This window comes from Pseudonocardia xinjiangensis (assembly GCF_050948425.1).
GTDB classification, from domain to species: Bacteria; Actinomycetota; Actinomycetes; order Mycobacteriales; family Pseudonocardiaceae; genus Pseudonocardia; species Pseudonocardia xinjiangensis.
Genome location: NZ_CP192009.1, coordinates 4,715,011 through 4,736,862 on the forward strand (window position 1 = coordinate 4,715,011; position 21,852 = coordinate 4,736,862).

Annotated in this window: 20 protein-coding genes; 5 read left to right on the top strand and 15 right to left on the bottom strand. The window is 72.3% G+C overall.

All coding sequences use genetic code 11. The features are described from left to right. Window positions 1–15 precede the first annotated feature (15 nt). From ACQPZA_RS22225 to ACQPZA_RS22245, 5 genes are all read right to left on the bottom strand, one after another. Window positions 16–906 carry an alpha/beta fold hydrolase gene (locus ACQPZA_RS22225; protein WP_433282934.1) on the bottom strand — a complete coding sequence of 297 codons (891 nt, stop codon included), beginning with the start codon at window positions 904–906 and terminating at the stop codon, window positions 16–18. Continuing rightward, entirely contained in the window at window positions 906–1,979 is a 1,074-nt protein-coding gene (locus tag ACQPZA_RS22230; protein ID WP_433273363.1) for an amidohydrolase family protein, read from the bottom strand. The genes ACQPZA_RS22225 and ACQPZA_RS22230 overlap by 1 nt, the downstream gene beginning before the upstream one ends. Further along, window positions 1,976–3,091: an amidohydrolase family protein gene (locus ACQPZA_RS22235; protein WP_433273365.1), complete on the bottom strand. Its 1,116-nt coding sequence runs from the start codon at window positions 3,089–3,091 to the stop codon at window positions 1,976–1,978. The genes ACQPZA_RS22230 and ACQPZA_RS22235 overlap by 4 nt, the downstream gene beginning before the upstream one ends. Continuing rightward, window positions 3,088–3,561 (bottom strand): Rieske (2Fe-2S) protein, encoded by a 474-nt coding sequence (locus tag ACQPZA_RS22240; protein WP_433273367.1) that lies wholly within the window; start codon window positions 3,559–3,561, stop codon window positions 3,088–3,090. The genes ACQPZA_RS22235 and ACQPZA_RS22240 overlap by 4 nt, the downstream gene beginning before the upstream one ends. Before the next feature lie 61 nt (window positions 3,562–3,622). Then, window positions 3,623–4,624: a LysR family transcriptional regulator gene (locus ACQPZA_RS22245; protein ID WP_433273369.1), complete on the bottom strand. Its 1,002-nt coding sequence runs from the start codon at window positions 4,622–4,624 to the stop codon at window positions 3,623–3,625. Between the two features lie 282 nt (window positions 4,625–4,906). Between ACQPZA_RS22245 and ACQPZA_RS22250 the strand changes: the two genes are divergently transcribed. The 3 genes from ACQPZA_RS22250 to ACQPZA_RS22260 are packed head-to-tail and all read left to right on the top strand — an operon-like array spanning window position 4,907 to window position 8,449. Further along, window positions 4,907–6,274 carry a Rieske 2Fe-2S domain-containing protein gene (locus ACQPZA_RS22250; protein ID WP_433273371.1) on the top strand — a complete coding sequence of 456 codons (1,368 nt, stop codon included), beginning with the start codon at window positions 4,907–4,909 and terminating at the stop codon, window positions 6,272–6,274. 6 nt (window positions 6,275–6,280) lie between these two features. Further along, complete coding sequence (locus tag ACQPZA_RS22255; protein WP_433273373.1) at window positions 6,281–6,805, top strand: VOC family protein; 525 nt, start codon at window positions 6,281–6,283, stop codon at window positions 6,803–6,805. 33 nt (window positions 6,806–6,838) lie between these two features. Next, the gene (locus ACQPZA_RS22260; protein ID WP_433273375.1) at window positions 6,839–8,449 is read left to right on the top strand and encodes an ABC transporter substrate-binding protein; all 1,611 of its coding nucleotides are present in this window, start codon (window positions 6,839–6,841) and stop codon (window positions 8,447–8,449) included. 18 nt (window positions 8,450–8,467) lie between these two features. Here the strand turns inward: ACQPZA_RS22260 and ACQPZA_RS22265 are convergent, their stop codons facing one another. Further along, window positions 8,468–9,979: an MFS transporter gene (locus tag ACQPZA_RS22265; protein WP_433273377.1), complete on the bottom strand. Its 1,512-nt coding sequence runs from the start codon at window positions 9,977–9,979 to the stop codon at window positions 8,468–8,470. Window positions 9,980–10,049: 70 nt separating this feature from the next. On the opposite strand from ACQPZA_RS22265, the gene ACQPZA_RS22270 reads away from it, so the two are divergent. Further along, the gene (locus ACQPZA_RS22270) at window positions 10,050–10,709 is read left to right on the top strand and encodes a TetR/AcrR family transcriptional regulator (RefSeq protein WP_433273379.1); all 660 of its coding nucleotides are present in this window, start codon (window positions 10,050–10,052) and stop codon (window positions 10,707–10,709) included. Here ACQPZA_RS22270 and ACQPZA_RS22275 read toward each other — a convergent pair. Continuing rightward, complete coding sequence (locus tag ACQPZA_RS22275; protein WP_433273381.1) at window positions 10,638–11,561, bottom strand: SMP-30/gluconolactonase/LRE family protein; 924 nt, start codon at window positions 11,559–11,561, stop codon at window positions 10,638–10,640. The genes ACQPZA_RS22270 and ACQPZA_RS22275 overlap by 72 nt on opposite strands. Window positions 11,562–11,578: 17 nt before the next feature. Beyond that, a complete protein-coding gene (locus tag ACQPZA_RS22280) occupies window positions 11,579–13,201 on the bottom strand; it encodes an ABC transporter substrate-binding protein (protein WP_433273383.1) in 1,623 nt (540 codons plus the stop codon). Window positions 13,202–13,471: 270 nt separating this feature from the next. On the opposite strand from ACQPZA_RS22280, the gene ACQPZA_RS22285 reads away from it, so the two are divergent. Continuing rightward, a complete protein-coding gene (locus tag ACQPZA_RS22285) occupies window positions 13,472–14,299 on the top strand; it encodes an LLM class F420-dependent oxidoreductase (RefSeq protein ID WP_433273385.1) in 828 nt (275 codons plus the stop codon). Window positions 14,300–14,323: 24 nt separating this feature from the next. On the opposite strand, the gene ACQPZA_RS22290 is transcribed toward ACQPZA_RS22285, so the two are convergent. From ACQPZA_RS22290 to ACQPZA_RS22320, 7 genes are all read right to left on the bottom strand, one after another. Next, window positions 14,324–14,722, bottom strand: a complete 399-nt coding sequence (locus tag ACQPZA_RS22290; RefSeq protein ID WP_433273387.1) for a cupin domain-containing protein — start codon at window positions 14,720–14,722, stop codon at window positions 14,324–14,326. Window positions 14,723–14,798: 76 nt separating this feature from the next. Continuing rightward, window positions 14,799–15,818 carry a formamidase gene (locus tag ACQPZA_RS22295; protein ID WP_433273389.1) on the bottom strand — a complete coding sequence of 340 codons (1,020 nt, stop codon included), beginning with the start codon at window positions 15,816–15,818 and terminating at the stop codon, window positions 14,799–14,801. Next, window positions 15,815–17,308, bottom strand: a complete 1,494-nt coding sequence (locus ACQPZA_RS22300; RefSeq protein ID WP_433273391.1) for an amidase — start codon at window positions 17,306–17,308, stop codon at window positions 15,815–15,817. The genes ACQPZA_RS22295 and ACQPZA_RS22300 overlap by 4 nt, the downstream gene beginning before the upstream one ends. A gap of 26 nt (window positions 17,309–17,334) precedes the next feature. Beyond that, window positions 17,335–18,672: a cytosine permease gene (locus ACQPZA_RS22305; RefSeq protein WP_433273393.1), complete on the bottom strand. Its 1,338-nt coding sequence runs from the start codon at window positions 18,670–18,672 to the stop codon at window positions 17,335–17,337. Continuing rightward, the gene (locus ACQPZA_RS22310; RefSeq protein ID WP_169398650.1) at window positions 18,669–19,475 is read right to left on the bottom strand and encodes a 5-oxoprolinase subunit PxpA; all 807 of its coding nucleotides are present in this window, start codon (window positions 19,473–19,475) and stop codon (window positions 18,669–18,671) included. Before ACQPZA_RS22310 ends, ACQPZA_RS22305 begins: the two co-directional genes overlap by 4 nt. After that, complete coding sequence (locus ACQPZA_RS22315) at window positions 19,472–20,989, bottom strand: amidase (RefSeq protein WP_433273395.1); 1,518 nt, start codon at window positions 20,987–20,989, stop codon at window positions 19,472–19,474. Before ACQPZA_RS22315 ends, ACQPZA_RS22310 begins: the two co-directional genes overlap by 4 nt. A 127-nt stretch (window positions 20,990–21,116) precedes the next feature. Continuing rightward, window positions 21,117–21,827 carry a GntR family transcriptional regulator gene (locus tag ACQPZA_RS22320; RefSeq protein WP_433273397.1) on the bottom strand — a complete coding sequence of 237 codons (711 nt, stop codon included), beginning with the start codon at window positions 21,825–21,827 and terminating at the stop codon, window positions 21,117–21,119. Between the last annotated feature and the right edge of the window lie 25 nt (window positions 21,828–21,852).

Here is a 21,852-nt window from a genome sequence, read left to right on the forward strand (position 1 = left end):
AACGCGACGGATGACCTATCGGCGCGGCGACCGGAGGAGGTCGCGCAGCGCGGCGAGGGTCTCGGCCGGGCGCTCCTCCGCGAGGTAGTGGCCGCAGTCCAACGATCTTCCCGTCGCCGCGGGCGCCCACTGCCGCCACCCGTCGAGCACGTCGGGCACCCGGCCGAGCGGACCGCGGCTCCCCCACAGCACGAGTGTCGGGCACGCGATCTGCCTGCGGCCCCGGTCGGCCTCGTCGTCGGCGACGTCCACGGTGGCGCCCGCGCGGTAGTCCTGGCACATGGCGTGGACGACCTCGGGCCGGCGGTAGGCAGCCCGGTAGGCCGCCAGCGCCTCCGGTGCGAAGACGCCGTCGGTGCCGCGGAGGAAGAACGCGTCCGGGTCCGCTGCGATGAGGCGTTCGGGCAGGTCACCGGGCTGGGCGAGGAAGAACCAGTGCCACGCCGAGCGCGCGAACGCCGCGTCCACGCCGGCGAACACGTCGGCGGTCGGCAGGATGTCGAGCACGGCGAGCGCCGTCACGACCTCCGGGTGGTCCAGCGCGAGACGGTAGGCGCAGCGCGCGCCGCGGTCGTGCCCGGCCACGGCGAACTCCCCGAACCCCAGCGCGGCCATCACGGCCACCTGGTCGGCGGCCATGGCGCGCTTACCGAACGCGGCGACGTCGTCGGCGGTGCCGGGCGGCGGGACGCTGTCGCCGTACCCGCGCAGGTCGGCGGCCACCACCGTGTGCTCGCGGGCGAGCTCCGGCGCCACCAGGTGCCACATGGCCGAGGTCTGCGGGTACCCGTGCAGCAGCAGCAGCGGCGGACCGCTCCCGGCCGTGCGCACGCGGATGCGGGCCCCGGCGGGGGTGGTCACGTCGATGGTCGCCCAGCCGTCGAAGATCACCGGGCCCTCCAGGATCACCGGTCGAGCCGGTACCAGTCGATCGCGTTGCGGCTCTGCACGCGCTCGCGCTCGGGTCCGGTGAGCGCGGCCAGCAGCCGGTCCCCGCCGGTGCCGTGGTCGTGCGGGTGGTCGCTGGCGTGCAGGAGCATCGCGGCGGCGTCGAGCAGGTCGAGCACCTGCCGGACCTGCGCCGGGTCGCGCGGCAGGTGCGCGGGCGAGGTGGTCAGCCGGATGTGGCGGCGCACCACCTCCGACGGGCGGCCGTCGAGCCACGGCACCTCCCGCCAGACGCCCTTCCAGTCCTTGTCGAAGCGCCACAGCAGCGTGGGCAGCCAGGAGAACCCGCACTCGGCCAGCACCACCCGCAGCTGCGGGACCCGGGTGAAGACGCCCTCGGTCACCAGACTCGTCACCTGCGCCTGCACGATCAGCTGGGAGTTGCCCAGGTAGTCCTCGAGATAGGTGTGGGTGATCCCGGTCGGGGTGGCCGCGTTGCCGATCCGACCCCACGCGTGCAGGCCCACCACGAGGTCGTGGGCGGCGGCGGCCTGCAGCATCGGGTGGTGGCGCTTGTTGCCCCACGGGACGTCCGCGCGGACGGGCAGCAGCACCTGCACGAAACCGGGATGGCCGCCGATCCGCTCGATCTCCGCGACGGCCGCCTCGGTGTCGAGGGTGGGCACCACCATGCTCGCCCGCAGCCGGTCGTCCCGGTCGAGCCACTCGGTGACCAGCCAGTCGTTCACCGCGCGGGTGAGCGCGGCCTCGTAGTACGGGTTGCGGTTGCAGTGGAACGACGTGGTGCAGTTCAGCACGGCGGTGCTCAGCCCGGCGGGGTCGAGCAGCCCGGTGCGCAGCTCGTCGACCGTCGTGGCCGGGACGGCCCCGGCCGCTCGCGCCGCGGGCGTGGCACTGGTCGGCGCCTGCGGCGGGTACGCCCCGCCCTGGGTGGGTGAGAGGGACACCCCGCCGTCCTGGATGTAGGTGCGCCAGTACGGCTCGAGGTAGGGCGTGAGCGCGGCGATCGTGGCGGGCGCGCAGTGCACGTCGGTGTCGACGACGCCCGTCGTGGGGGGTGCGGCGGTCATCGCGACTCCTCCGGCTCCACCTCGGGCAGCCCGTAGAGCCGGCAGGCGTTCGATCCCATGATCGAGGACCGCAGCGCCGCCGGGAACAGCCGTGGAGCCTGGCGCGGCGAGTCGAAGTCCCAGTGCGGGTAGTCGGAGGCGAACATGATCCGGTCGTCCATCCCGATGTGCGCCAGGGCGATCTCCAGGTGCGCGGGGTCGTCCGGCTCCTCGATGGGCTGGGTGGTGAACCAGATGTGCTCGCGGACGTACTCCGACGGCGGCCTGCGCAGGTGCGGCACGTCGGTGCGCAGCTGCTCCCAGGCGTCGTCGAGCGCCCACATCAGCGGGCCCGCCCACGCGATGCCCCCTTCGACGCACGCCACCTGCAGCGACGGGAACCGCTCGAAGACCCCTTCACTCAGCATGCTCATGATCAGCGCGGCCATCGTGTTGCCGTTCCACACGTGTTCCTCGAGGTAGAACGACGGCCAGCCGGCTCCGCGGTGCTGCTCCAGGCCTCCGGTGTGCGCCGCGACCGGCAGCCCGGCCTCCGCCGCCGCTTCGTAGATCGGCCAGTACCGCCTGCGTCCGAACCCGAGCTCGCCGCCCGTCGACAGCAGCACCTGGACGAACCGCGGGTCGCCTGCGCGCAGCCGGATCTCCTCGGCGGCGAGGTCGGGCGCCTCGTGCGGGACGGCGATCGAGCTGCGCAGGCGCGGCTCGGCGCCGAGCCACTCGTCGGCCAGCCAGTCGTTGAGCGCGTGGCACAGGGCCGCCGCGTACTCGGGCTCCTCGACGCCCCAGCTGTGTCCCTGCAGCGGGATCAGGATCCCGTGGTCGATCCCGTACTCGTCGAGCAGCTGGTCGCGCACCATCTGCAGGTCGCTGCCCGGGAACCCGCCGGGAGGCCACGAGTCGAGCCGGAAGCCGGAGTTGCGCACCCGCGGGTAGATCTCCGGCGGCCCCGGCACGCGTCCCGCGAACATGTCCCACCGCTCCCGGTGCCGGTGCGCGAGCCGTTCGCGGATCTGCGGGGCCGGCGCGTGGGGATGGATGTCCGCGTCGACGATCGTGTGCCGGGCCCGGCTCGCCGTGGGGGCGGCCTGGGCGGGCAGTGCCGTGCTGGTCATCGCGCACCTCCGGATACGCCCGCCGCCGGCGCGCGGGGGCTCGTGTCGACCACGACGTAGGCGTCCTCGACGTGCACCGGGAACGTCTCGGCGACGAAGGGGCCGGGCAGGCGGCCGTGCACCGGCTCGGCCGTGGCGTCGCCCGCCTCGACCGACACGTCGTAGGTGCGGGCGGGTGGTTCGCCCGGGCCGAGGAAGGACTGCCCGGTGGCCAGGTCGTACTCCCAGCCGTGCCACGGGCAGGCGACGAGCGCGTCGTGCTCCGCCATCGCGTAGTCGCCGGGACCCGCCGACCGGACCCACGGCTTCGTGCGGCCGAGACACAGCGGTCCGCCCTGGTGGGGGCAGTGGTTGTTGACGGCGTAGAAGCGGTCGCCCACCCGGAACACGCCGATCGACCGCCGGCCGGCCTGCACGATCCGGCGCTCCCCCGGCGGGAACTCGTCGAGGCGCGACACCACGATCTTCACGGGATCCGACGTTAGGGACCCGGACCGGGCCGGAGGAAACAGAAAATCGGCATGGACACCATCAACCGTGTCGATGCCGGCTCTCCGCGCCGGAGCCGTCGGCGGGCGGAACCGGGACGGGCGTCCCGCCCTGCGCCGCACCGAGGACGAGGCGGCGGAACCACCGGTGCCCGGCCTCCTCGTCGTGCCGTTCGTGCCACCACAGCCGGGCCTCGAGCGGGTCCAGCGGCGTCGGGCAGGCCAGTATCCGCAGCGGCAGGTGCCGGGCGCACTCCCGGGCGAGCCGCTCCTGCATGAGGGCCACGTGGTCGGTCGAGGCCAGGAGGTAGGGCACCGCGTGGAAGCTGTCCACCCGGACCGCCACCTGCGGCCGCACCCCGAGCCGCGAGAGCTGCCGGCTCACCGGCACGACGGACGGGAACTCGGCGTCGTCGTGGTACGGCACGACCCAGGTCGCCGTCGCCAGCTCGCCGAGGTCGGCGGACTCCTCGCCGAACCGCCGGTTCCCGGCCGCCACGACGCACACCCAGCGGTCGGTGAGCAGAGGTGCGGACCGGATCTCGGGGATGCGGAACCGGCTGGTGGCCTGGGAGACCACGCAGTCGACCACGCGGATCGTCTGCGTGATGTTCGCGGCGAGAGACTCCCGGGCGAGCACGACGTTCAGCCGGGCGTGCGGCGCAGCCGCGTTCATCGCCGCGGCGAGGGGCTGCCCCAGCACCGCGACGGCGTAGTCGGACATGACGATCGTGAACTCGCGGCGCGAGGTGGCGGCGTCGAAGCGCGACCCGGTGGCCAGCAGCCGCTCCACGCCCTCGCACACGGCCTCGACCTGCTCGCCCAACTGGAAGGCGAGCGCCGACAGCTCGTACCTCCCGCTGCGCCGGATCAGCAGGTCGTCGTCGAAGTACCGGCGCAGCCGCGCGAGCGCGGCGCTCACCGCCGGCTGGGACACCCCGACCCGCTCGGCGGCCCGCGTGACGTTGCGCTCCCGCAGTAGCTCGCGCAGGACGATGAGAAGGTTGAGGTCCAGACCGGCCAGACGCGACGTCGCGGACTTCACGTGACCATCGAAGGACACCCGGGCGCCGATCACCAGCCCCCCGGCGAGCCGGGGCGCCCGGCGGGCCCGCCATCAGCACCGCTGATGCCGCGACAGAAACAATCATTGTTTCCCCGCTGTCGGGCCGCGTGGCTAATCTCGCTGGGACGCCATCCACGGAAACGGGCCGATCCGAAAATCCCGGTCATCCGCGTCGGGCGGGCGGTCGGCGGAAACAGCATCCGCGCACCCGGCCCTGCGTTCCCGCAGTGCACCGGAAGGCGCGGAAAGGGAGGTCGGACGATGCTGTCCCAGCAGGACAACGAGATCCTCACCCGGGTTGGCCCGGGCACCCCGGTGGGCGAGGTGCTGCGCCGGTACTGGACGCCCGCGCTGCTGTCGAGCGAGCTGCCCGCCCCGGACTGCGACCCGGTCCGGGTGCGGCTGCTCGGCGAGGACCTCGTCGCCTTCCGCGACACGAACGGCCGGGTCGGCCTGATCCAGGAGAACTGCCCGCACCGCGGCGCGTCGCTCTACTTCGGACGCAACGAGGAGTGCGGGCTGCGCTGCCCGTACCACGGCTGGAAGTTCGACGCGGACGGCGCGTGCGTCGACATGCCCAGTGAGCCGCCGAAGAGCGTGTTCAAGGACAAGGTGAAGGCCAGGGCCTACCCGGTGCACGAGTCCGGCGGGATCGCCTGGACCTACATGGGCCCGCCGGAGACGATCACGCCCTTCCGCGACTTCGGCACCGAGAGCCTGCCCGCGCAGAACCAGCTCGCCACGAAGCTGCAGTCGTACTGCAACTGGATCCAGACGATGGAGGGCAACGTCGACACCGCCCACATCTCGTGGCTGCACTCGTGGGACGGCGCCGCCGACATCGAGGACGACGGCACCGACAAGCCCGGATACCCGTCGAACAAGATGACCTGGAAGTTTTGGCACCACGACCGCGCCCCGCAGCTCGAGATCGAGGACACCTGGTACGGCTTCCGTTACGCCGGCCTGCGCGAGACCCCCAACGGTCACACCAACGTCCGGATCACCGAGTACGTCTTCCCCTACAGCACGATCATCGCGGCGGTCCCCTACAGCACCCGCCACCTCATGGTCGTGCCGATCGACGACCACAACTGCTGGCGCTACAACTTCGAGGCCACGGTCCCGTCCAACCCGCAGGGCCACGGCGGTGCGCCGCTGTTCAGCTACGGCCCGTTCGAGACGCCGTTCACGCGCCGGGTCGGCGGCATCACGCCGCGGAACTACCTCGCCGAGGCCGACTACAACATCGACCGCGAGGTGCAGCGCACCACCACGTTCAGCGGGGTGAAGGACTTCGTGAGCCAGGACCTCATGGTCACCGAGTCGATGGGCCCGATCTACGACCGCTCCCAGGAGCGTCTCGGCACGATCGACAAGGCGATCATCCGGATGCGCAACCAGCTCATCCGCTCGGCGAAGGCCCTCGCCGAGAACGGTGAGGCGCCGCTGCTCGCGCTGGCCGGGCCGGACACCGACTTCCGCACGATCCGCGCCGCCGACAAGATCCTCGAGGACGGTGAGGACTGGCGCTACCTGGGCACCGACGCCGACCCCGCGGTCCAGGAGGGCGAGGCGGCGCTGCGGGACGCGCAGACTCGGACGCCCCAGCCCGCCGCGGGCGACTGAGCCGGGATGGGGATCAACCGGCTCAACCACGCCGTGGTGTTCGTACGCGACGTCGACCGCAGCGTCGCGTTCTACCGGGACGTGCTGGGCTTCAGCGTCCAGATGGAGCGGCCGGGCCAGGCCGCCTTCATGCAGGCACCCGACTCGACCAACGACCACGACATCGGCCTGTTCGCCATCGGCGAGGCGGCCGACAACCCGGCCGGACGCGGGGCCGTGGGGCTCTACCACCTCGGGTGGGAGATCGGCACGCTCGCCGAGCTCGACGACCTCGCCCACCGGCTGATGGCCGTCGACGCGTACGTCGGCGCCACCGACCACGGCACCACCAAGAGCATCTACGCCCGTGATCCCGACGGGCTGGAGTTCGAGGTCGCCTGGCTGGTGCCCGCCGAGCTGCTCGACGACGCGGCGTTCGAGGGGCGCCGCCGCCGCGGCGTGCCACTCGATCTGGAGAAGGAGAAGGCGAGGTACGGCGCCGGCACACGAGGGGGTGTCGGCGTCTCCTCGCCGGCTGCCGCACTGCCCTGAACCGGCACGACCCCGGCTCGACGAGGAGGCGGAATGGTGCGGTTGTGGGCCCGGCGCGGGCGTCTCGTCGCCGCCGTGGTGGCGGTACTGGGCGTGGTGGCGCTCTCCGCCGGTTGCGGGGCGGCCGGCGGGAGCGCCCGCGCCGACATCCGCGCGGTCAACGCGTGGGGCGGTGACCTCGCGAGCGAGGGCCTCCCGAAGCCCGGCGGCACGCTCCGGCTGGGCATGGACCGGGAGATCGTCAGCTTCGACCCCGCGGTCCAGAACTCGAACATGGCCGAGTTCGCGGTCTACGACTCCCTGATGAAGCTGACGCCGGACGGCACGGCGCAGCCCTACCTCGCGCAGTCGATGGACAGCCCGGACGGCGGGCTCACCTGGCGGATGGGGCTGCGGCCCGGCGTGCGGTTCAGCGACGGCACCCCGCTCGACGCCGACGCCGTGCTGGTCAACGTGCAGCGCCACATCGACAAGGCGGCCTCCCCCGCGCACCCATACGCGGAGCAGATCGCCTCGATGCGGGCGGTCGACCCGCTGACCGTCGAGTTCACCCTGAAGAGCCCGCTGGGCTCGTTCCCGGTGGTGTTCGCCCAGTCGATCACCTACGGCAGCCTCGGGGTGATCATCTCCCCGGCCGCGCTGCAGCGGTACGGCGACGACATCGGCCGCCACCCCGTCGGGGCCGGCCCGTTCCGGTTCGTCGAATGGATCCCGGACTCGCGTCTCGTCCTGGAACGCAACCCGGACTACTGGCAGACCGGCAAGCCCTACCTGGACCGGCTCGAGTTCCGCCCGCTGCCGGACACCGAGTCGCGCTACGCGTCGATCCAGAACGGCGACGTCGACCTGATCTTCGCCGCCTACAACCAGGAGCTCGTGCGCGCCGCCGGAGACCCGGGCCTCACCGTCTACTACGGACCGGGGAACGCCGGCGAGTACCTCTACTTCAACTTCGCCCGCGCGCCGTTCGACGACCGGCGCATGCGGGAGGCGGTGGTCCGCGCGCTCGACATGAAGGCGCTGAGCGCCAGCCTCTACAACAACCAGATCGTCAGCGCCACGAGCCTCTTCGACACCGACAGCCCCAACCACACAGAGGCTGCGTCGCAGGAGTGGCCCGCCTACGACCCGGAACGCGCCAGGCAGCTCATCGCGGAGTATCGCGCGAGCGGCGGCAACCCCGACTTCACGCTCAAGACGACCACCGCGCGCACCCAGTTCGGGGAGTTCCTGCAGGCGCAGATGGCCGCGGTCGGCATCACGGTGACGCTGCAGTTCTACGATCTGGCCCAGTACTCGTCGCAGGTCGTGCAGAGCGGGGACTTCGACCTCACCACCACGGTGAGCGCGTTCGACGCGCCCTTCCCCGGCGCGTCCCGGCTCGTGCACACCGGCGGCAACACCAACTACGGGAAGTACTCGAACCCCCAGGTCGACGCGCTGCTGGACACCGCGGCGAGCACCAGCGACGAGGCCGAGCGGACCCGGGCATACCAGCAGGTCGAGCTGCAGGTGAACCGCGATCTGGTGGCCTGCTGGCTCAGCCGCAGCTACCTGGCGACCATCGCGAAGCCGCAGGTGAAGGGCATCGACCGCTACACGTCGAGGGACATGTTCTACGCCTCGGTCTGGCTCGACCGGTAACCGCGTCTCGGCTGCCCGTCAGACCGGCGCCGGCGCGTCGGCCGGACGCACGCTCCAGAGCCGGGCCGTGACCACGACGGCCGCGACGGCCAGCAGCGTCGCGGCCAGCATCGCCGCGGTGGTGAAACCGGAGACGAACGCCTCCCCCGCGATCGTCAGCACAGGGGTGGGGTCCGGCAACTGCCTCGCCGCGGCCACCGCGCCCCCGAGGGTTCCGGTCGCCGCCTCCGCCACGTCCGGCGGGAGCGCAGCGGGGAGGGCGCCGCTGATCTCGTCGCGGTAGACGGCGGTGGCGACCGTGCCGAGGACGGCGATGCCGACCGCTCCGCCGAACTCCGCGCCCGTCTCGCCGACGGCGGCGGCCGCCCCGGCCCGCTCCGGCGGCGCGGTCGTCACGATCAGGTCGATGGCCAGTGGTGCGACCATCCCGGTGCCGAAGGTGAGCACCGTGTACGCGGACATCACCGCGAGCACCGACGACCCGGTGCCGACCATGCCGACCAGCGCGAACCCGGCGGCCGCCACCGCGGTTCCCGCGCCGACGACCACCGCGGGGCGCACCGTGCGCACGAGGACGGTGGCCAGCCCGATGCCGATCGCGGTGCCCGCGACGGTCGGCAGCATCCACAGTGCGGCGACGAACGGGCGAAGCCCCAGCACGAGTTGCAGGAACTGCACGGCGAGGTAGCCCATCCCGGCACTGGCGAGCACGATCACCGTCTGGGCACCGAGAGCGGCGCCGAACCCGCGGCTGCGCAGGAGCCGGATGTCGATCATCGGATCGGCCAGCCGGAGCTGTCTGCGGACGAACAGCACGGCGAACCCGCAGCCGACCAGCACGGCCAGCGCCGGGGCCGTCCCGAGCGCGTGCGCCGCCGCCTCCTTCACCCCGTAGACCACCGGGAGCACGGCCGCCAGCGAGAGCAGCGCGGACAGCACGTCGAACCGGCCGGGACGCGGGTCCCGCGACTCCGGCACCAGCACCGGCCCCACCACGAGGAGCAGCAGCATCACGGGCACGTTGATCAGGAACACCGAGCCCCACCAGAACTGCTCGAGCAGCAGCCCGCCCACGATGGGGCCGATCGCGACCCCACCGGTGAACGCCCCGGTCCAGATGCCGATCGCGACACGACGGTCCCGGTCCTCGGGGAACATCGACCGGATCAGCGCCAGGGTGGACGGGGCGAGCACCGCGCCACCGACACCGAGCAGCGCACGTGCCGCGATCAGCATCTCGGGCGTGGACGCGTACGCGGCGAGGACGGACGCCCCACCGAACGCCCCCGCGCCGAGCAGCAGCAGCCGACGGCGCCCGATCCGGTCGCCGAGCGAGCCCATCGTGATCAGGAACCCGGCGATGAGGAACCCGTAGACATCCATGATCCACAGCAGCTGGGTGCCGCTGGGGGCGAGGTCGGCGCTGAGCCAGGGCGCGGCCATGAACAGCACGGACAGGTCCATGGAGGCGAGCAGGGCGGGCAGCACCAGTACGGCGAGCCCGAGCCAGGCCCGGCGGGCGTCGTTCATGCGGGCGATCATACGTACGTATAAGACGCTTGTATAGAACGCACGTCCGTCCAGGACCTACGATCGCGCCATGGGACACCGCGAGGACCTGCTCGCCGGCGCGAAGCGCTGCCTCGCCGAGAAGGGCTTCGCCGCCACCACGGCGCGCGACATCGTGGCCGCCTCCGGCACCAACCTGGCGTCGATCGGCTACCACTTCGGGTCGAAGGACGCCCTGCTCAACGCGGCGATCATCGACTCGTTCGACGACTGGGACGACGAGATCGCGCACGCCCTCCGGTGCGCCACGCCCAGCACGCCCGTCGACCGCCTGGAGGCGTTCCTCGACGGAGTCGTGGCCGCGCTGACCAGGGACCGGTCCACGGCGGTCGCGAGCGTGCAGGCCTACACGCGCGCCGAGCACACACCGGAGCTCCGGGACCAGATCGCCGATGCCTACGATCGCGGCCGCCGCTCGGTCGCCGCACTGATCCTCGACGTCGCGGAGGACGAGGTCGACGAACGGACGGCGCTGCAGCTCGGCTCGCTCGCCCTCGCCCTGGTCAACGGGCTGGTGCTGCAGACACTGCTCGACCCGGAGCGCGCGCCGTCCGGCCGCGACCTCGCCGCCGCCCTCCGCGCCCTCCGACCTGATGAGCCGGCGCAGGCGAGGACCGGGTCAGGCGGTGTAGCTCAGGGCGAGGCCGGGCCGGGGCCACGGGGTCGAGTAGAGGATCCCCCGGCCCGATGACGTGATGTAGGCCGTGCGCAGGTCCGGGCCACCGAAGCAGATGTTGGTGACGAAGAGGTCGGCCTCGGGCACCGGCACGGTCTCGACCAGCGCCCCCTCGGGGGAGACGACACTGACGCAGTTCGCGTAGAGGGTCGCGACGCAGACGTTGCCCTCGGCGTCCACGGCCAGCGAGTCCAGCCCCAGCATCCCCGGGAACGCGTGCAGCAGCGTGCCACCGTGCCGCGCCGCGGAGCCAGGATCGGGCCGCACGCGGCCCGGCCCGTCCAGCTCCCAGCACCAGAGCCGGCCGGTGAACGTCTCGGCGACGTAGACCCGCGAGCCGTCCGGGGCCAGCCCGACCCCGTTGGGGGCGTTGAGCGGGTGGACGACCTCGACGATGCGCGAGCCGTCGGCCGTGGCGTAGTAGAGCCCGCCGAGGTCGGTGTCCCGCTCGCGGGTCTTGCCCATGTCGGTGAACCAGAAGCCGCCGTGGCCGTCGAAGACGAGGTCGTTGGGTCCGCGCAGCCCCCGGCCGTCGACGTGGGTGTAGAGGTCACTCACCTCCCCGTCGAGGGTGACGCGCTGGATGCGGCCGCCGATGTAGTCGGCCGGCTGCGGACCAGGCGCCGTCAACCCGTTGCGGACCGACCAGGAGAACCCCCCGTTGTTGCACACGTACACCGCCCCGTCCGGGCCGATCGCGGCGCCGTTCGGGCCACCACCGGTGGTGGCGACCACCGACGTCGACCCGTCGGCGGCGACCCGGGTGAGCGTGCCGCGCTTGATCTCGACGAGCAGCACCGACCCGTCGTCGAGCGCGACCGGCCCCTCCGGGAACTGGAGTCCCCCGGCCACCACCGCGTGCGTCATTTCCCGTCTCCTGCCTGTCACTGCGTCCGGTCGATCCACGTGCCGGCCACGAAGAGGTCCCGGGTGATGTAGCGGTCGATCCCCTTCACCTCCGGCTTCGTGATGGTCGAGAGGTAGCTGCGGCTCAGCCACTGCACGGCGACGTCCTGGTTGAGCAGCAGCTCGATCTGCTGGTAGTCCTGCGTGCGCCGCGCCGGGTCGCCGGTGGCGCTCGCATCGCGTGCCAGCTGGTCGACCTGCGGGTTCTGGTACTTGCCGAAGTTGGACGAGCCGCCCGTCGTGTACACGCGGCTGATGCCGGGGAAGGGGTGGTCGAACGCCGCGATCTGGCTCGCCATGTCGAAGTCGCCGCCCTGCAGGACGCGGCCCGCGTACTCCGCGAGGTCGAAGTAGCGCACCTCGACCTTCACCCCCACCGCGGCCATCGACGCCTGCACGAACTCCCCGAGCGGCACGGAGCTGCGGTCGGTGGTGTAGACGAAGTCGGGGTCGCCACCCGCGGCCCGGTAGGTGTCCACCAGCTGTCTCGCGCGGGCGACGTCGTACGTCGGCCAGGCGTCGGTGGCCTGCTGCGTGTGGTACGGGCTGTTCTCGTCGAACAGGCTCTGCGCCCTGATCAGCCGGTTGCTGAAGAAGGCGGCGCCGAGCGCGTTCGGATCCATCGCCGCCACGGCGGCCTCGCGCATCCGCCTGTCGTCGAAGGGCGCCCTGGTGAAGTTGAAGTAGTTGAGGACGCCGCCGTTGCCCGGTCCGAAGTAGACACGCAGGTTCGGGTTGGCCGACGCCCGCACGAGCTCGGTGTTGAAGCCGCCGTTGATCGCGTCCACATCCCCGTTGGCCATGGTGGCGTAGCGGCTCTCGGTGTCGGGCAGTGGCCGGATCTCCACACCGTCGAGGTAGGGCATCCCCTGCCGCCAGTAGCCCGGGTTGCGTACCAGCTCCATCTTGTTGTCCCGGACCCAGTTCGCCAGCACGAACGGACCGGCTCCGACGGGGTGGCTCCCGACGTCGTCGCCGTACTGCGCCAGCGCGGCGGGCGAGACGATCATGCCGAGCGTGCCCAGCGACATGGGCTGGGCGAAGACCACCGGGAAGTCACCCATCGGGCCGTCGAGGACGAACTCCACCGTGAGGGGGTCGAGCGCCCGCATGGCGCTGATCCGCAGCGCGAACGCGTGGGCCGGCGAGGCGGCCTTGTCGATGTGGCGCCGGGTGTTGACGATCACCGCGTTCCCGTCGAGCGGCGTGCCGTCGGAGAACCGCACTCCGTCGCGCAGACCCAGCCGCCACGTCACGCCGCCGTCGGGGCTCGTCATCGACGCGGCGAGGTAGGGCGCCGCCGTGCCGTCCGGCGTCAGCTTGAGCAGCGAGTCGTAGACCATCGTCGCGGCGAGGTTGGTGTTCTGCCGCGTCGGGTCGAAGCTGATGATCTCCCGGTCGTTGCCGATGACGAGGGTGCCGCCGCGTTCCGGGGCGCCCTCCGCGGTCCGGTCTCCCCCGTAGGGGTCGAGGGTTCGCAACGTCAGCGCGGCGCCGGGACCGGTGGCCACCATCTGGCCGCAGGCCGCCACCAGCACCGCGCACAGCAGCACGGCGGCGCCCACGACGCTCGTGCGGGCAGGGCGAAGGGGCAACCGCATCGTGCACTCCTCATCGAGTCGGCGACCGGCCGACGGGCGGCCCCCACCCGGATGCCCGAGGAGTTCGAGGTGTAGCCCGCATCACAATGCTGAGCCCGGCAGGCGCCCGGACCCAGCATCTGCGTGCACGATGCCGTGCCGATCCGTGCGGGCGCCCGGCCCGCGACCACCGCATGATCACGTCCACGACCCCGCCCCGGGCCGATGGGGTAGATGTGGGGTACGCGTCGGCGAGCGCGCACCCGCCGACGCCCGACCGGAAGGATCACCATGAAGTTCGGTATCGGATGCTTCGTCACGGATGAGGGCATCGCACCGGGCGCTCTGGGCCGAGCGGTTGAGGAGCGCGGCTTCGCCTCGCTGCTCGTGGCCGAGCACAGCCACATCCCGGTCTCGCGGCGCACTCCCTATCCGGCCGGTGGCGACCTGCCGAGGGTCTACTACCGCGCCCTGGACCCCTTCGTCGCGTTGACCGCGGCAGCAGCGGCCACCTCCCAGCTGGTCGTGGGCACGGGAATCGCCCTGCTGGCCCAGCGCGACCCGATCAGCACGGCGAAGGAGGTTGCCTCCCTCGACCTGGTCTCCGGCGGCCGGTTCGCCTTCGGTGTGGGCGTGGGCTGGAACCGCGAGGAGATGGAGAACCACGGCACCGACCCCACCACCCGCGGCCGCCGCATGGACGAGTACCTCGAGGCCATGCGCCGCATCTGGACCGAGGACCAGGCCGAGTTCCACGGCGAGTTCGTGAACTTCGACCCGATCTTCTCCTGGCCCAAGCCCGTCCAGCAGCCCCATCCCCCGATCTACATCGGCGGCGGTGAGGCCAACTTCGGTCGGATCGCCCGGTTCGGCGCCCGGTGGCTGCCCAACGCGACGTCGGCGGACGCTCTCGCGCCACAGCTGGCCAAGCTCCGGGACGTCGCCGGGGCCGACGTCGTGGTCGCGGCCACGCACATCGGCCGTCACGAGCCGGAGAAGCTCGCGGGCTACGCGGAACTCGGCGTCGAACGCCTGACGCTGAACATCCCGACCGCACCTGAGGCGGAGACCCTGGAGCACCTGGACCGGATCGCCGAGCTCGCGGCCAAGGTCGGGTAGCGGAAGCGGCTCTCCGGCCGGTGCCTACGGCCGGAGCTCGTGTCCCGTGGTGCTGTCGATGTGTCCGGGGACGTCGCCCTCGGGCACGTTGCCGGTGGTCGAGGTGCCGCCCGGCTCGAACATGAGAATGGATCCGCCGGGCGAGGACGGCTTGTGCTCGACCCCTGCGGGCACGACGAAGGTGTCGCCCGCGTGCAGCACCACGGTCCGCTCCTCCCCGCCGGTGCGCACGGTCACGTCGAAACGGCCGTCGAGCACCAGGAAGAACTCGTCGGTGTGGTCGTGGACATGCCATACGTGGTCGCCCAGGGTGTGGGCGATCCGGACGTCGTAGTCGTTCACCCGGGCCACGATCCGGGGGCTGTAGACATCGTCGAACGACGCCAACGCCGCGTTCACGTTGACGGGTGGAGGTGTCGTCATGCGCTCCATCGTGGCCCGGTACCGGACCACGTCTCTTGTACGTCCTTGTCGGAGCCGTCCCGGCCCGCCGGGCGCCTCAGCCGCCCGCCGGCCGGGCGGCGGCGCGGACGTCGGCCGGGGTGCCGAGGCCGGCCCCGGTGCCGTCGGTGTGGCGCACCTGCTCCTCCCACGGCAGCCGGTAGCGACCGGCCACCAGGTCCTGCATGAAGGTGTAGGGACAGTCGGTGGCGCCACCTTCGACGGCGCTGTAGCCGCGGTGGCCCAGCTGGTAGATGTTGTTCTCCACACCCCAGCCGCGCCGGGCCTCGTCCGCCCGCGCCGGCACCACCTCGGCGGTGACGATGCGCCCGGGAGTCCCGTCGCCCTGCTCCAGCACGGTGCCGTCCACGTCGCAGACCATGGCCTCGCCCTGCGAGTGGATCCCCGCCCCGTCGGGGCCCGCGAGGCAGACCGACGCGGTGTAGGCGAGGTTGCAGAACGCGTTGGCCTGGTTGGTGATCCGCCAGGCCTGCTGGATCGGGTAGGTGTAGCCGGCGGTGCGCAGGATGACGTTCGCCCCGCGGTAGGCGGCCTCGCGCGCGGCCTCGGGCAGCATCCCGTCGTGGCAGATGATGAGCGCCAGCCGGGAGCCGGCCGGCCCGTCGCACACGGGGATGCCGAGGTCACCGGGGTGCCACGGTTCGGCAGGCACCCACGGGTGCAGCTTGCGGTAGTGCAGCCGCAGCTCACCGGTGTCGTCCACGATGACCCCGGTGTTGAACGGCGCACCGCCCGGGTTGCGTTCCATGATCGAGAAGCACGCCCAGATCCGCGCCTCCGCGCACGCCGCACGCAGCTTCGCGATCTCCGGGCCGTCGACGTCGCAGAGCAGCCGGTCGTCGAGCCACGACGCGGGATCCAGGCCGTGCAGGCTGTACTCGGGGAACACCAGCAGGTCGGGCACGGGAAGGGCACGTCGCGCACCCGTCACCGTGGCGGCGATCCGGTCTACCGCGGCCGCCAGGTCCGGCGGCTCCGTCACGATCGGCACGGGAGCCTGCACGAGGCCCAGCACCATCCCGCCCGGTGACGGGTTCAGCCCACCCAGTCCACTCACGACATCACTCCGATCCCGGCGGGCTCGCCCGCCTGCTCCTGCACCCCCGCCTGTTCCTGAACCACTGCGGGCCAGCGATCGGCCCACGGACGGGCCCGTTCGAACGCCGCCGAGGCGCGCAGCACCGCCGCGTCGTCGAGGTGGCGCCCGACGATGTGCAGGCCGACGGGCAGTCCGTCGGCCGTCATCCCGGCAGGGCAGCTCGCGGCGGGCTGGCCGGTCATGTTGATCGGCTGGGTGAAGCTCAGCCACGCCGACGACCCGACGATGCGGCCGTCGACCTCCTCCGGGCCCTGCATCCCGAGCGCGAACGGCGGCACCGTGAGGGTGGGCGTGACCAGCAGGTCGTAACCGGCCATGAGCCGCCACATCCGGTTGGCCACCGCCTTGCGCGCCATGACGGCGTCGGTGAGCTGCTCCCCCGTCCACCGGCGAGAGCACAGGTCGACGAGGTGGGGCGACATCTCACTGCCGTACCGCTCGACGAGCTCCCGCATCCCGGTCAGGTCGGTGTCGGCCACCACCAGGCGCCAGAACGTGTCCTGCGGGTCCGGCCAGCCGGGGTCGACCTCCTCGACGACGCACCCGAGCTCGCGGAACGCCTGCACGGCCTGCGTCACGACCTGGCGGACCGCCGCGTCGACGGCGACGTAGCCCAGATCCGTGCTGAACGCGATGCGCATCCCGCGGACGTCCCCGGCCGTGGCGGTGCTCCAGTCGACGTCACCGGCCGGGATCGAGTGCCGGTCGCGCGGGTCGGGACCGGCGAGCACCGACATCATCAGCGCGGCGTCGTCGACGGTCCGGGTCATCGGGCCGATGCACTCGAGCGACTCCCAGCCCGACATCCCGGGGTACCGCTCGTCGCGGCAGCCGGGGTAGAGCGGGACCCGTCCCATCGAGCCCTTGAACCCGTAGACGCCGCAGTGCGCGGCGGGGATGCGCACCGATCCGCCGCCGTCACTGCCCAGCGCCACCGGGGACATCCCCGTGGCCACCGCGATCCCGGACCCGGCGCTGGACCCACCCGGGGTGAGGGCCGGGTTCCAGGGGTTGCGGGCGGTCGGCGAGACCGGGTTGTGCCCCACGGCGCTGTAGCCGAACTCGGGCACCGTCGTCTTGCCCAGCACCACGGCGCCCGCCGCGACGATCCGCTCGACCACCACGTCGTCCTCGTCGGGCACGAAGTCGCGGTACGCGGGCGACCCCGAGCGGGTCGGGATGCCGGCCGTCGCGATCAGGTCCTTGACGGCGACGGGCACCCCCGCCAGCGGGCCCACGTCCTCCCCCCGGGCCACGGCGTCGGCGATCTCGCGCGCCCGCTTCCGCGCGCGGTCGGCGGTGAGCTCGACGAAGGCGTGCAGCTGCGGGTCGAGCTGCTCGACGCGCTGCAGCGCCGCGTCGACGACCTCGACCGGTGACACCTCCCCGGCGCGGACCAGCCGGGACAGGTCGGTGGCCGGGAGCGAGCACAGCTGGGTGACGTCCACGGGTGTCCTCCTCTGCTTTGCGCCGGTCAGGCGGCCGGCACCGATGCGGGCTCAGGGGCGGTGCTCGGGCTGAGCGCGTCGATCACCGCGTACACGACGCCACCCAGCACGAGGCCGGCGACGGCCTCGCTGAGCTGCGGGGCGAACACGTGCACGGCGTACGAGCCGATCGACGCGACCGCCCAGGCCACGAACGGGGCGGGGCGCCAGGCCCGCACGGCCCGCACGCCGCCGCGGCGGCGCAGCACCTGGTCGACGATGAGGATCGCGCCGATCGGCGGGACGAAGATGCCGAGCAGGTTCAGCCAGTCGGAGAAGTAGCTCCAGACGCCGGCGAGCGCCGCGACGAGACCCACGAGCCCGAGGACGACCGTGAGCACGCGCATCTTGCCGCCGGTCAGCTGGCTCCACCCGACGGCGCCGTTGTAGAGGCAGTGGCAGCAGACCGAGCCGAGGTTGGCGAAGACGAAGACCACCGCGATGACCGAGAGCACCGGGCCGTGGCTGGTGAGGATCGGCAGGAAGTCGCCACCGTTGGTGGCCGGGTCCACGGCCTTGCCTGCGGCGACGACGAGGCCGCCGACGAGCAGCGAGATGAAGTTGGCCACCGGGAAGGCGGTGAAGGCGGCCATCACGGCCTCGCGCCCGCTGCGCGACCAGCGCGTGAAGTCGGCGGTCATGGTGCCGGAGTCGGCGAAGCCCGCGATGGTGATCGTGACCGCGGCGCCGAGGCTGAAGACCGTGGCACCCGGGCCACCACCCTGGTAGCTGGTGATGCCGGAAAGCCCGCCGTTGCGGGCGGCGAGCACGAGCGCGACCACGGCGAGCACGACGAACATCGGGGCGGCGATGAGGCCGATGACCGTCAGCGCCCGGATGCCGATGAAGGTGATCGCGATGTAGAGCACGCCGGCGATCAGGATCATCCACGTCTCGTTCAGGCCGAGCGAGGTGTGCAGGGTCGACCCGGTAAGCCCCGTCTGGAACGCGAACCAGCCGATCACCACGGTGGACAGGAAGCCGGCCGCGATCGTCGCGCCGTGGCGGCCGAACGTCTCGGCGGCGGTGAGCGCGAAGTTCTTGCCGGTCCGGCCGGCGATGTAGCTCAGCGAGCCGACGTAGACGAGCAGGATGATGTTGCCGATGATGATGGCGGAGATCCCGCGCCAGAAGCCGAGGCCGTAGACGGTGGTGCCGCCGAACACGGCGTTGGTGATGATCATCGGGAAGCCGAACCAGACGGCCGACACGGAGCCGAGCGACCTCCTGCGCGACAGGGGTACGGGCTCGTGCTCGAACTCCGACTCGAGCTCGAGTGCATGGTGCTCGTGGACCTGCTGGTCCTTCTCACTGGTGGTGCTCACGGGGTGGTCCTTCCGATCGGGTGGGCCGGCTCGGCCATGGGCCGGCGGGACGAGCGCAGGTCGCAGCCGAGGCGACGCAGGCGGGCGCGGACGGCGCGCAGGAGCGCGGGGGCGTCCGGGGTGTCGCTGTGGACGCAGACGGTTCCGACGGACGCGAACGCGGGTGCGGCGAGCATGGCCTCGACCCGGTCGCCTGCGGCGGCCGGCGGACCGAGGTCCTCCGGCGTCCAGCCGAACATCATCACCGTCGCGTCCCGGTAGGGACGGTCGGCGAAGAACTCCTCGACGACCTCCAACCCGTGCGCCGCCGCGGAGGCGGCGAGAGCGGAGGAGGGCAGGGTGAACACCGGCAGGCCGGCGTCGAAGGCGCGGACGGCGCGGCAGACCGCGTCCGCCAGTTCGGAGTCGTCCATCGCCATCATGTAGAGCGCGCCGTGGAGCTTGAGGTGCGCGAGCGGGACCCCGGCGGCCCGGGTGAACGCGGAGAGCGTGCCCATCTGGGCCAGGCAGAGGTCGTACACCTGCTGCGCCGTCACGGCGATCATGCGGCGCCCGAAGCCCTCCCGGTCGGGCAGGCCGACGTGGGCGCCGACGGCGACACCGTGCCGGGCGGCGAGCTCGACGCTCGTCCGCATCGTGGCGGGGTCGCCCGCGTGGGCGCCGCACGCCACGTTCGCCGACGTCACCAGCGGCATCACCGCCTCGTCGGCGCCGTAGCGGTAGACGCCGAAGCTCTCGCCGAGGTCGCAGTTCAGGTCGAGCGTCCGGGGCGTCACCGGCGCCGGACCGACCGCCACGCTCATCGCGCCGCTCCGGCGACCACCCCGGGCCGGGGTGTGCCCACCGCGGGAAGAACCGGTGCCCGCCGCGGCTGCGCGTGCTCCTCCCAGGCCTTGGCGAACCTCAGCAGCTGTGTCTCCGCGAACGGGCGCCCGAGCACGTCCATCCCCACCGGCAGGCCGGCGGCGGTCAGCCCGACGGGCACGGTCATCGCGGGCAGGCTGCTCTGCGACGCGATCACCGTGTTGGTCGGGAACGTCAGCGCCGTCCAGCGCAGATCGGCCAGTTCCTGGCGGCTCGGAGGCGGTACCTGCACCGTCGGGTAGACGAGGACGTCGACGCCTGCCCCGGCCATCAGGTGGAGCAGCACCCGGCGGAACTCCTCCTGGCGCAGCCGCATCCGGTGGTAGTCCGGGCCGTCGGCCGCCACCCGCGGACCGTTCGCGATGTCCCCGATCAGGTCGGTCAGCGGGTGGAACATCCCGCTCGCGTAGATCTCGTCGAAGCTGTGCACCGGAGCCGTGGGACGGGCGGCGAGGAAGGCGGTGATGTCCTCCTTCGACTGCAGCGAGTACAGCGACGTGCCGCGGATCCAGTTCTGCAGGCCGGGCACCTCCAGCCCGTCGACGACCTCCGCACCCGCGGCCCGCAGCTCACCGACGGCGGCCCGCACGAGGTCGTTGACCGGGCGCGACTCGGGATGGACCCCGAACGCGTCGGCCAGTACGCCGACGCGGACACCGGAGAGGGTGGCTCCGGCCAGCGCGGCGGCGTAGCCCCCCGGCTCGGTGGCGCGGGGCGCCACCGCGGTGAAGGGGTCGGCGGGGTCGTAGCCGACCATCGCGTCGAGGAGCACGGCGACGTCGCCGACCGTGCGGCACAGGGGCCCCGGCGTGTCCTGGAAGTGCACGAGCGGCGAGAACCCGGTGCGGCTCACCAGGCCGGTGGTGGGGCGCAGCCCGAAGAGGTTGGCGAAGGACCCGGGGACGCGGACCGAACCGCCCGTGTCCTCCGCGACGCCCAGCAGGCCGAGGTTCGCGGCCAGGCCCGCGGCGGTACCGGAGCTGGAACCCCCGATCTCGTGGGCGAGGGCGTAGGGGTTCTTCGTGTGGTCGGTGCGCGAGGAGAACGAGAACCAGCCGGCGGCGAAGTCGCACATCGCCGTCTTCGCGAGCACGACCGCCCCCGCCGCGCGCAGCCGCGACACCACGGTGGCGTCCTGCTCCGGGACGTAGTCGGCGAACAGCGCCGAGCCGAACGCCGTGCGGATCCCGGCCGTCTCGGCCTGGTCCTTCACAAGCACGGGCACCCCGTGCAGCGGGCCGCGGAACTTCCCCGTGGCCGCGAACTCGGCGTCGAGGGCCTCGGCGTCGGCGAGCGCGTTCCGGTTGACCGTGACGACGGCGCCGATGCGCGGGCCTGCGGCGTCGAGGTCGGCGATGCGCTGCAGGTACCAGCGCACGAGGTCGGCGCTGGTCGTGGTGCCGGCTCGCAGCTGGTCGTGGAAGCCGGCGGTGGTGATCTCCTCGTAGGTCACCTCAGGTCTCCTCTCGTTCGGCAGGCGCGCCGCAGCGCCCCGGAGGCGGAACCTCCGAGGGGCACCCGCGACGCGCGGGTCGGTGGGGTTGTGGGGTTGTGGTGGTGGCCGGGGGGAGCTGCCCTCGTCAGGTGGCGCCGGACGTGGCGGTGTCGCCGGACCCGACCGGTGCGGGACGCTCGGCACCGAGCGCTTCGGCCAGCGCCTCGGCGACGGTCCGGCTGGTGTGTTCGAGATGCCAGGCCGTCTCGTCGAGCAGGCCGGGCAGGTTGCGGCGCTCGATGAGCTCGAGCATCCGCAGGTGCTGGCGGTGGGCCTCGGCGAAGTCGTCGACCGTGGAGGCGTAGACGGCCATCGAGGACTCGACGCGGTCCCAGATGTTGTGGATGAGCTCCAGCAGGTGGGGGCTGCCGGCACACTCGTAGAACCGCTCGTGGAACCGGCGGTTGAGCCGCCGCCAGACCGCCGGGTCGAGCCCCGGGTCGGTCATCTCCGCAAGTACGGCGCGCAGGTCGGCCACGTCGCCGTCGGTGAGACGCGGCAACGCCCACTCGGCAGCCAGGTGTTCGAGCCGCAGCCGGATCTGGAACACCTGGACGACCTCGTCCGGAGCGAGCTGCACCACCGTGACGCTGCGGCGCTCGAACTCGACGAGACCCTGCGCCTGCAGCTTCCGCATCGCCTCCCGCACCGGCATCGTGCTGACGCCCAACGTGGCGGCCAGCGACCGCAGCGACACCTTCACCCCGGGCGCGAGATCTCCCGTACGGATGGCGACGCGCAGGCGGTCGTACACCTCTTCGTTGATCGTCGAGACACTGATCGTGTCGCGGTCCACGGCCACCTCCCCATGTGATCTGTGA

What these genes read in the sequence shown, in the direction of transcription:
- ACQPZA_RS22250 (WP_433273371.1), top strand. Translation starts at nt 4,907, where the DNA reads ATGCTGTCCCAGCAGGACAACGAGATCCTCACCCGGGTTGGCCCGGGC.
- ACQPZA_RS22285 (WP_433273385.1), top strand. Translation starts at nt 13,472, where the DNA reads ATGAAGTTCGGTATCGGATGCTTCGTCACGGATGAGGGCATCGCACCG.
- ACQPZA_RS22275 (WP_433273381.1), bottom strand. Translation starts at nt 11,561, where the DNA reads ATGACGCACGCGGTGGTGGCCGGGGGACTCCAGTTCCCGGAGGGGCCG.
- ACQPZA_RS22255 (WP_433273373.1), top strand. Translation starts at nt 6,281, where the DNA reads ATGGGGATCAACCGGCTCAACCACGCCGTGGTGTTCGTACGCGACGTC.
- ACQPZA_RS22260 (WP_433273375.1), top strand. Translation starts at nt 6,839, where the DNA reads ATGGTGCGGTTGTGGGCCCGGCGCGGGCGTCTCGTCGCCGCCGTGGTG.
- ACQPZA_RS22290 (WP_433273387.1), bottom strand. Translation starts at nt 14,722, where the DNA reads ATGACGACACCTCCACCCGTCAACGTGAACGCGGCGTTGGCGTCGTTC.
- ACQPZA_RS22270 (WP_433273379.1), top strand. Translation starts at nt 10,050, where the DNA reads ATGGGACACCGCGAGGACCTGCTCGCCGGCGCGAAGCGCTGCCTCGCC.
- ACQPZA_RS22230 (WP_433273363.1), bottom strand. Translation starts at nt 1,979, where the DNA reads ATGACCGCCGCACCCCCCACGACGGGCGTCGTCGACACCGACGTGCAC.
- ACQPZA_RS22265 (WP_433273377.1), bottom strand. Translation starts at nt 9,979, where the DNA reads ATGAACGACGCCCGCCGGGCCTGGCTCGGGCTCGCCGTACTGGTGCTG.
- ACQPZA_RS22235 (WP_433273365.1), bottom strand. Translation starts at nt 3,091, where the DNA reads ATGACCAGCACGGCACTGCCCGCCCAGGCCGCCCCCACGGCGAGCCGG.
- ACQPZA_RS22280 (WP_433273383.1), bottom strand. Translation starts at nt 13,201, where the DNA reads ATGCGGTTGCCCCTTCGCCCTGCCCGCACGAGCGTCGTGGGCGCCGCC.
- ACQPZA_RS22310 (WP_169398650.1), bottom strand. Translation starts at nt 19,475, where the DNA reads ATGAGCGTGGCGGTCGGTCCGGCGCCGGTGACGCCCCGGACGCTCGAC.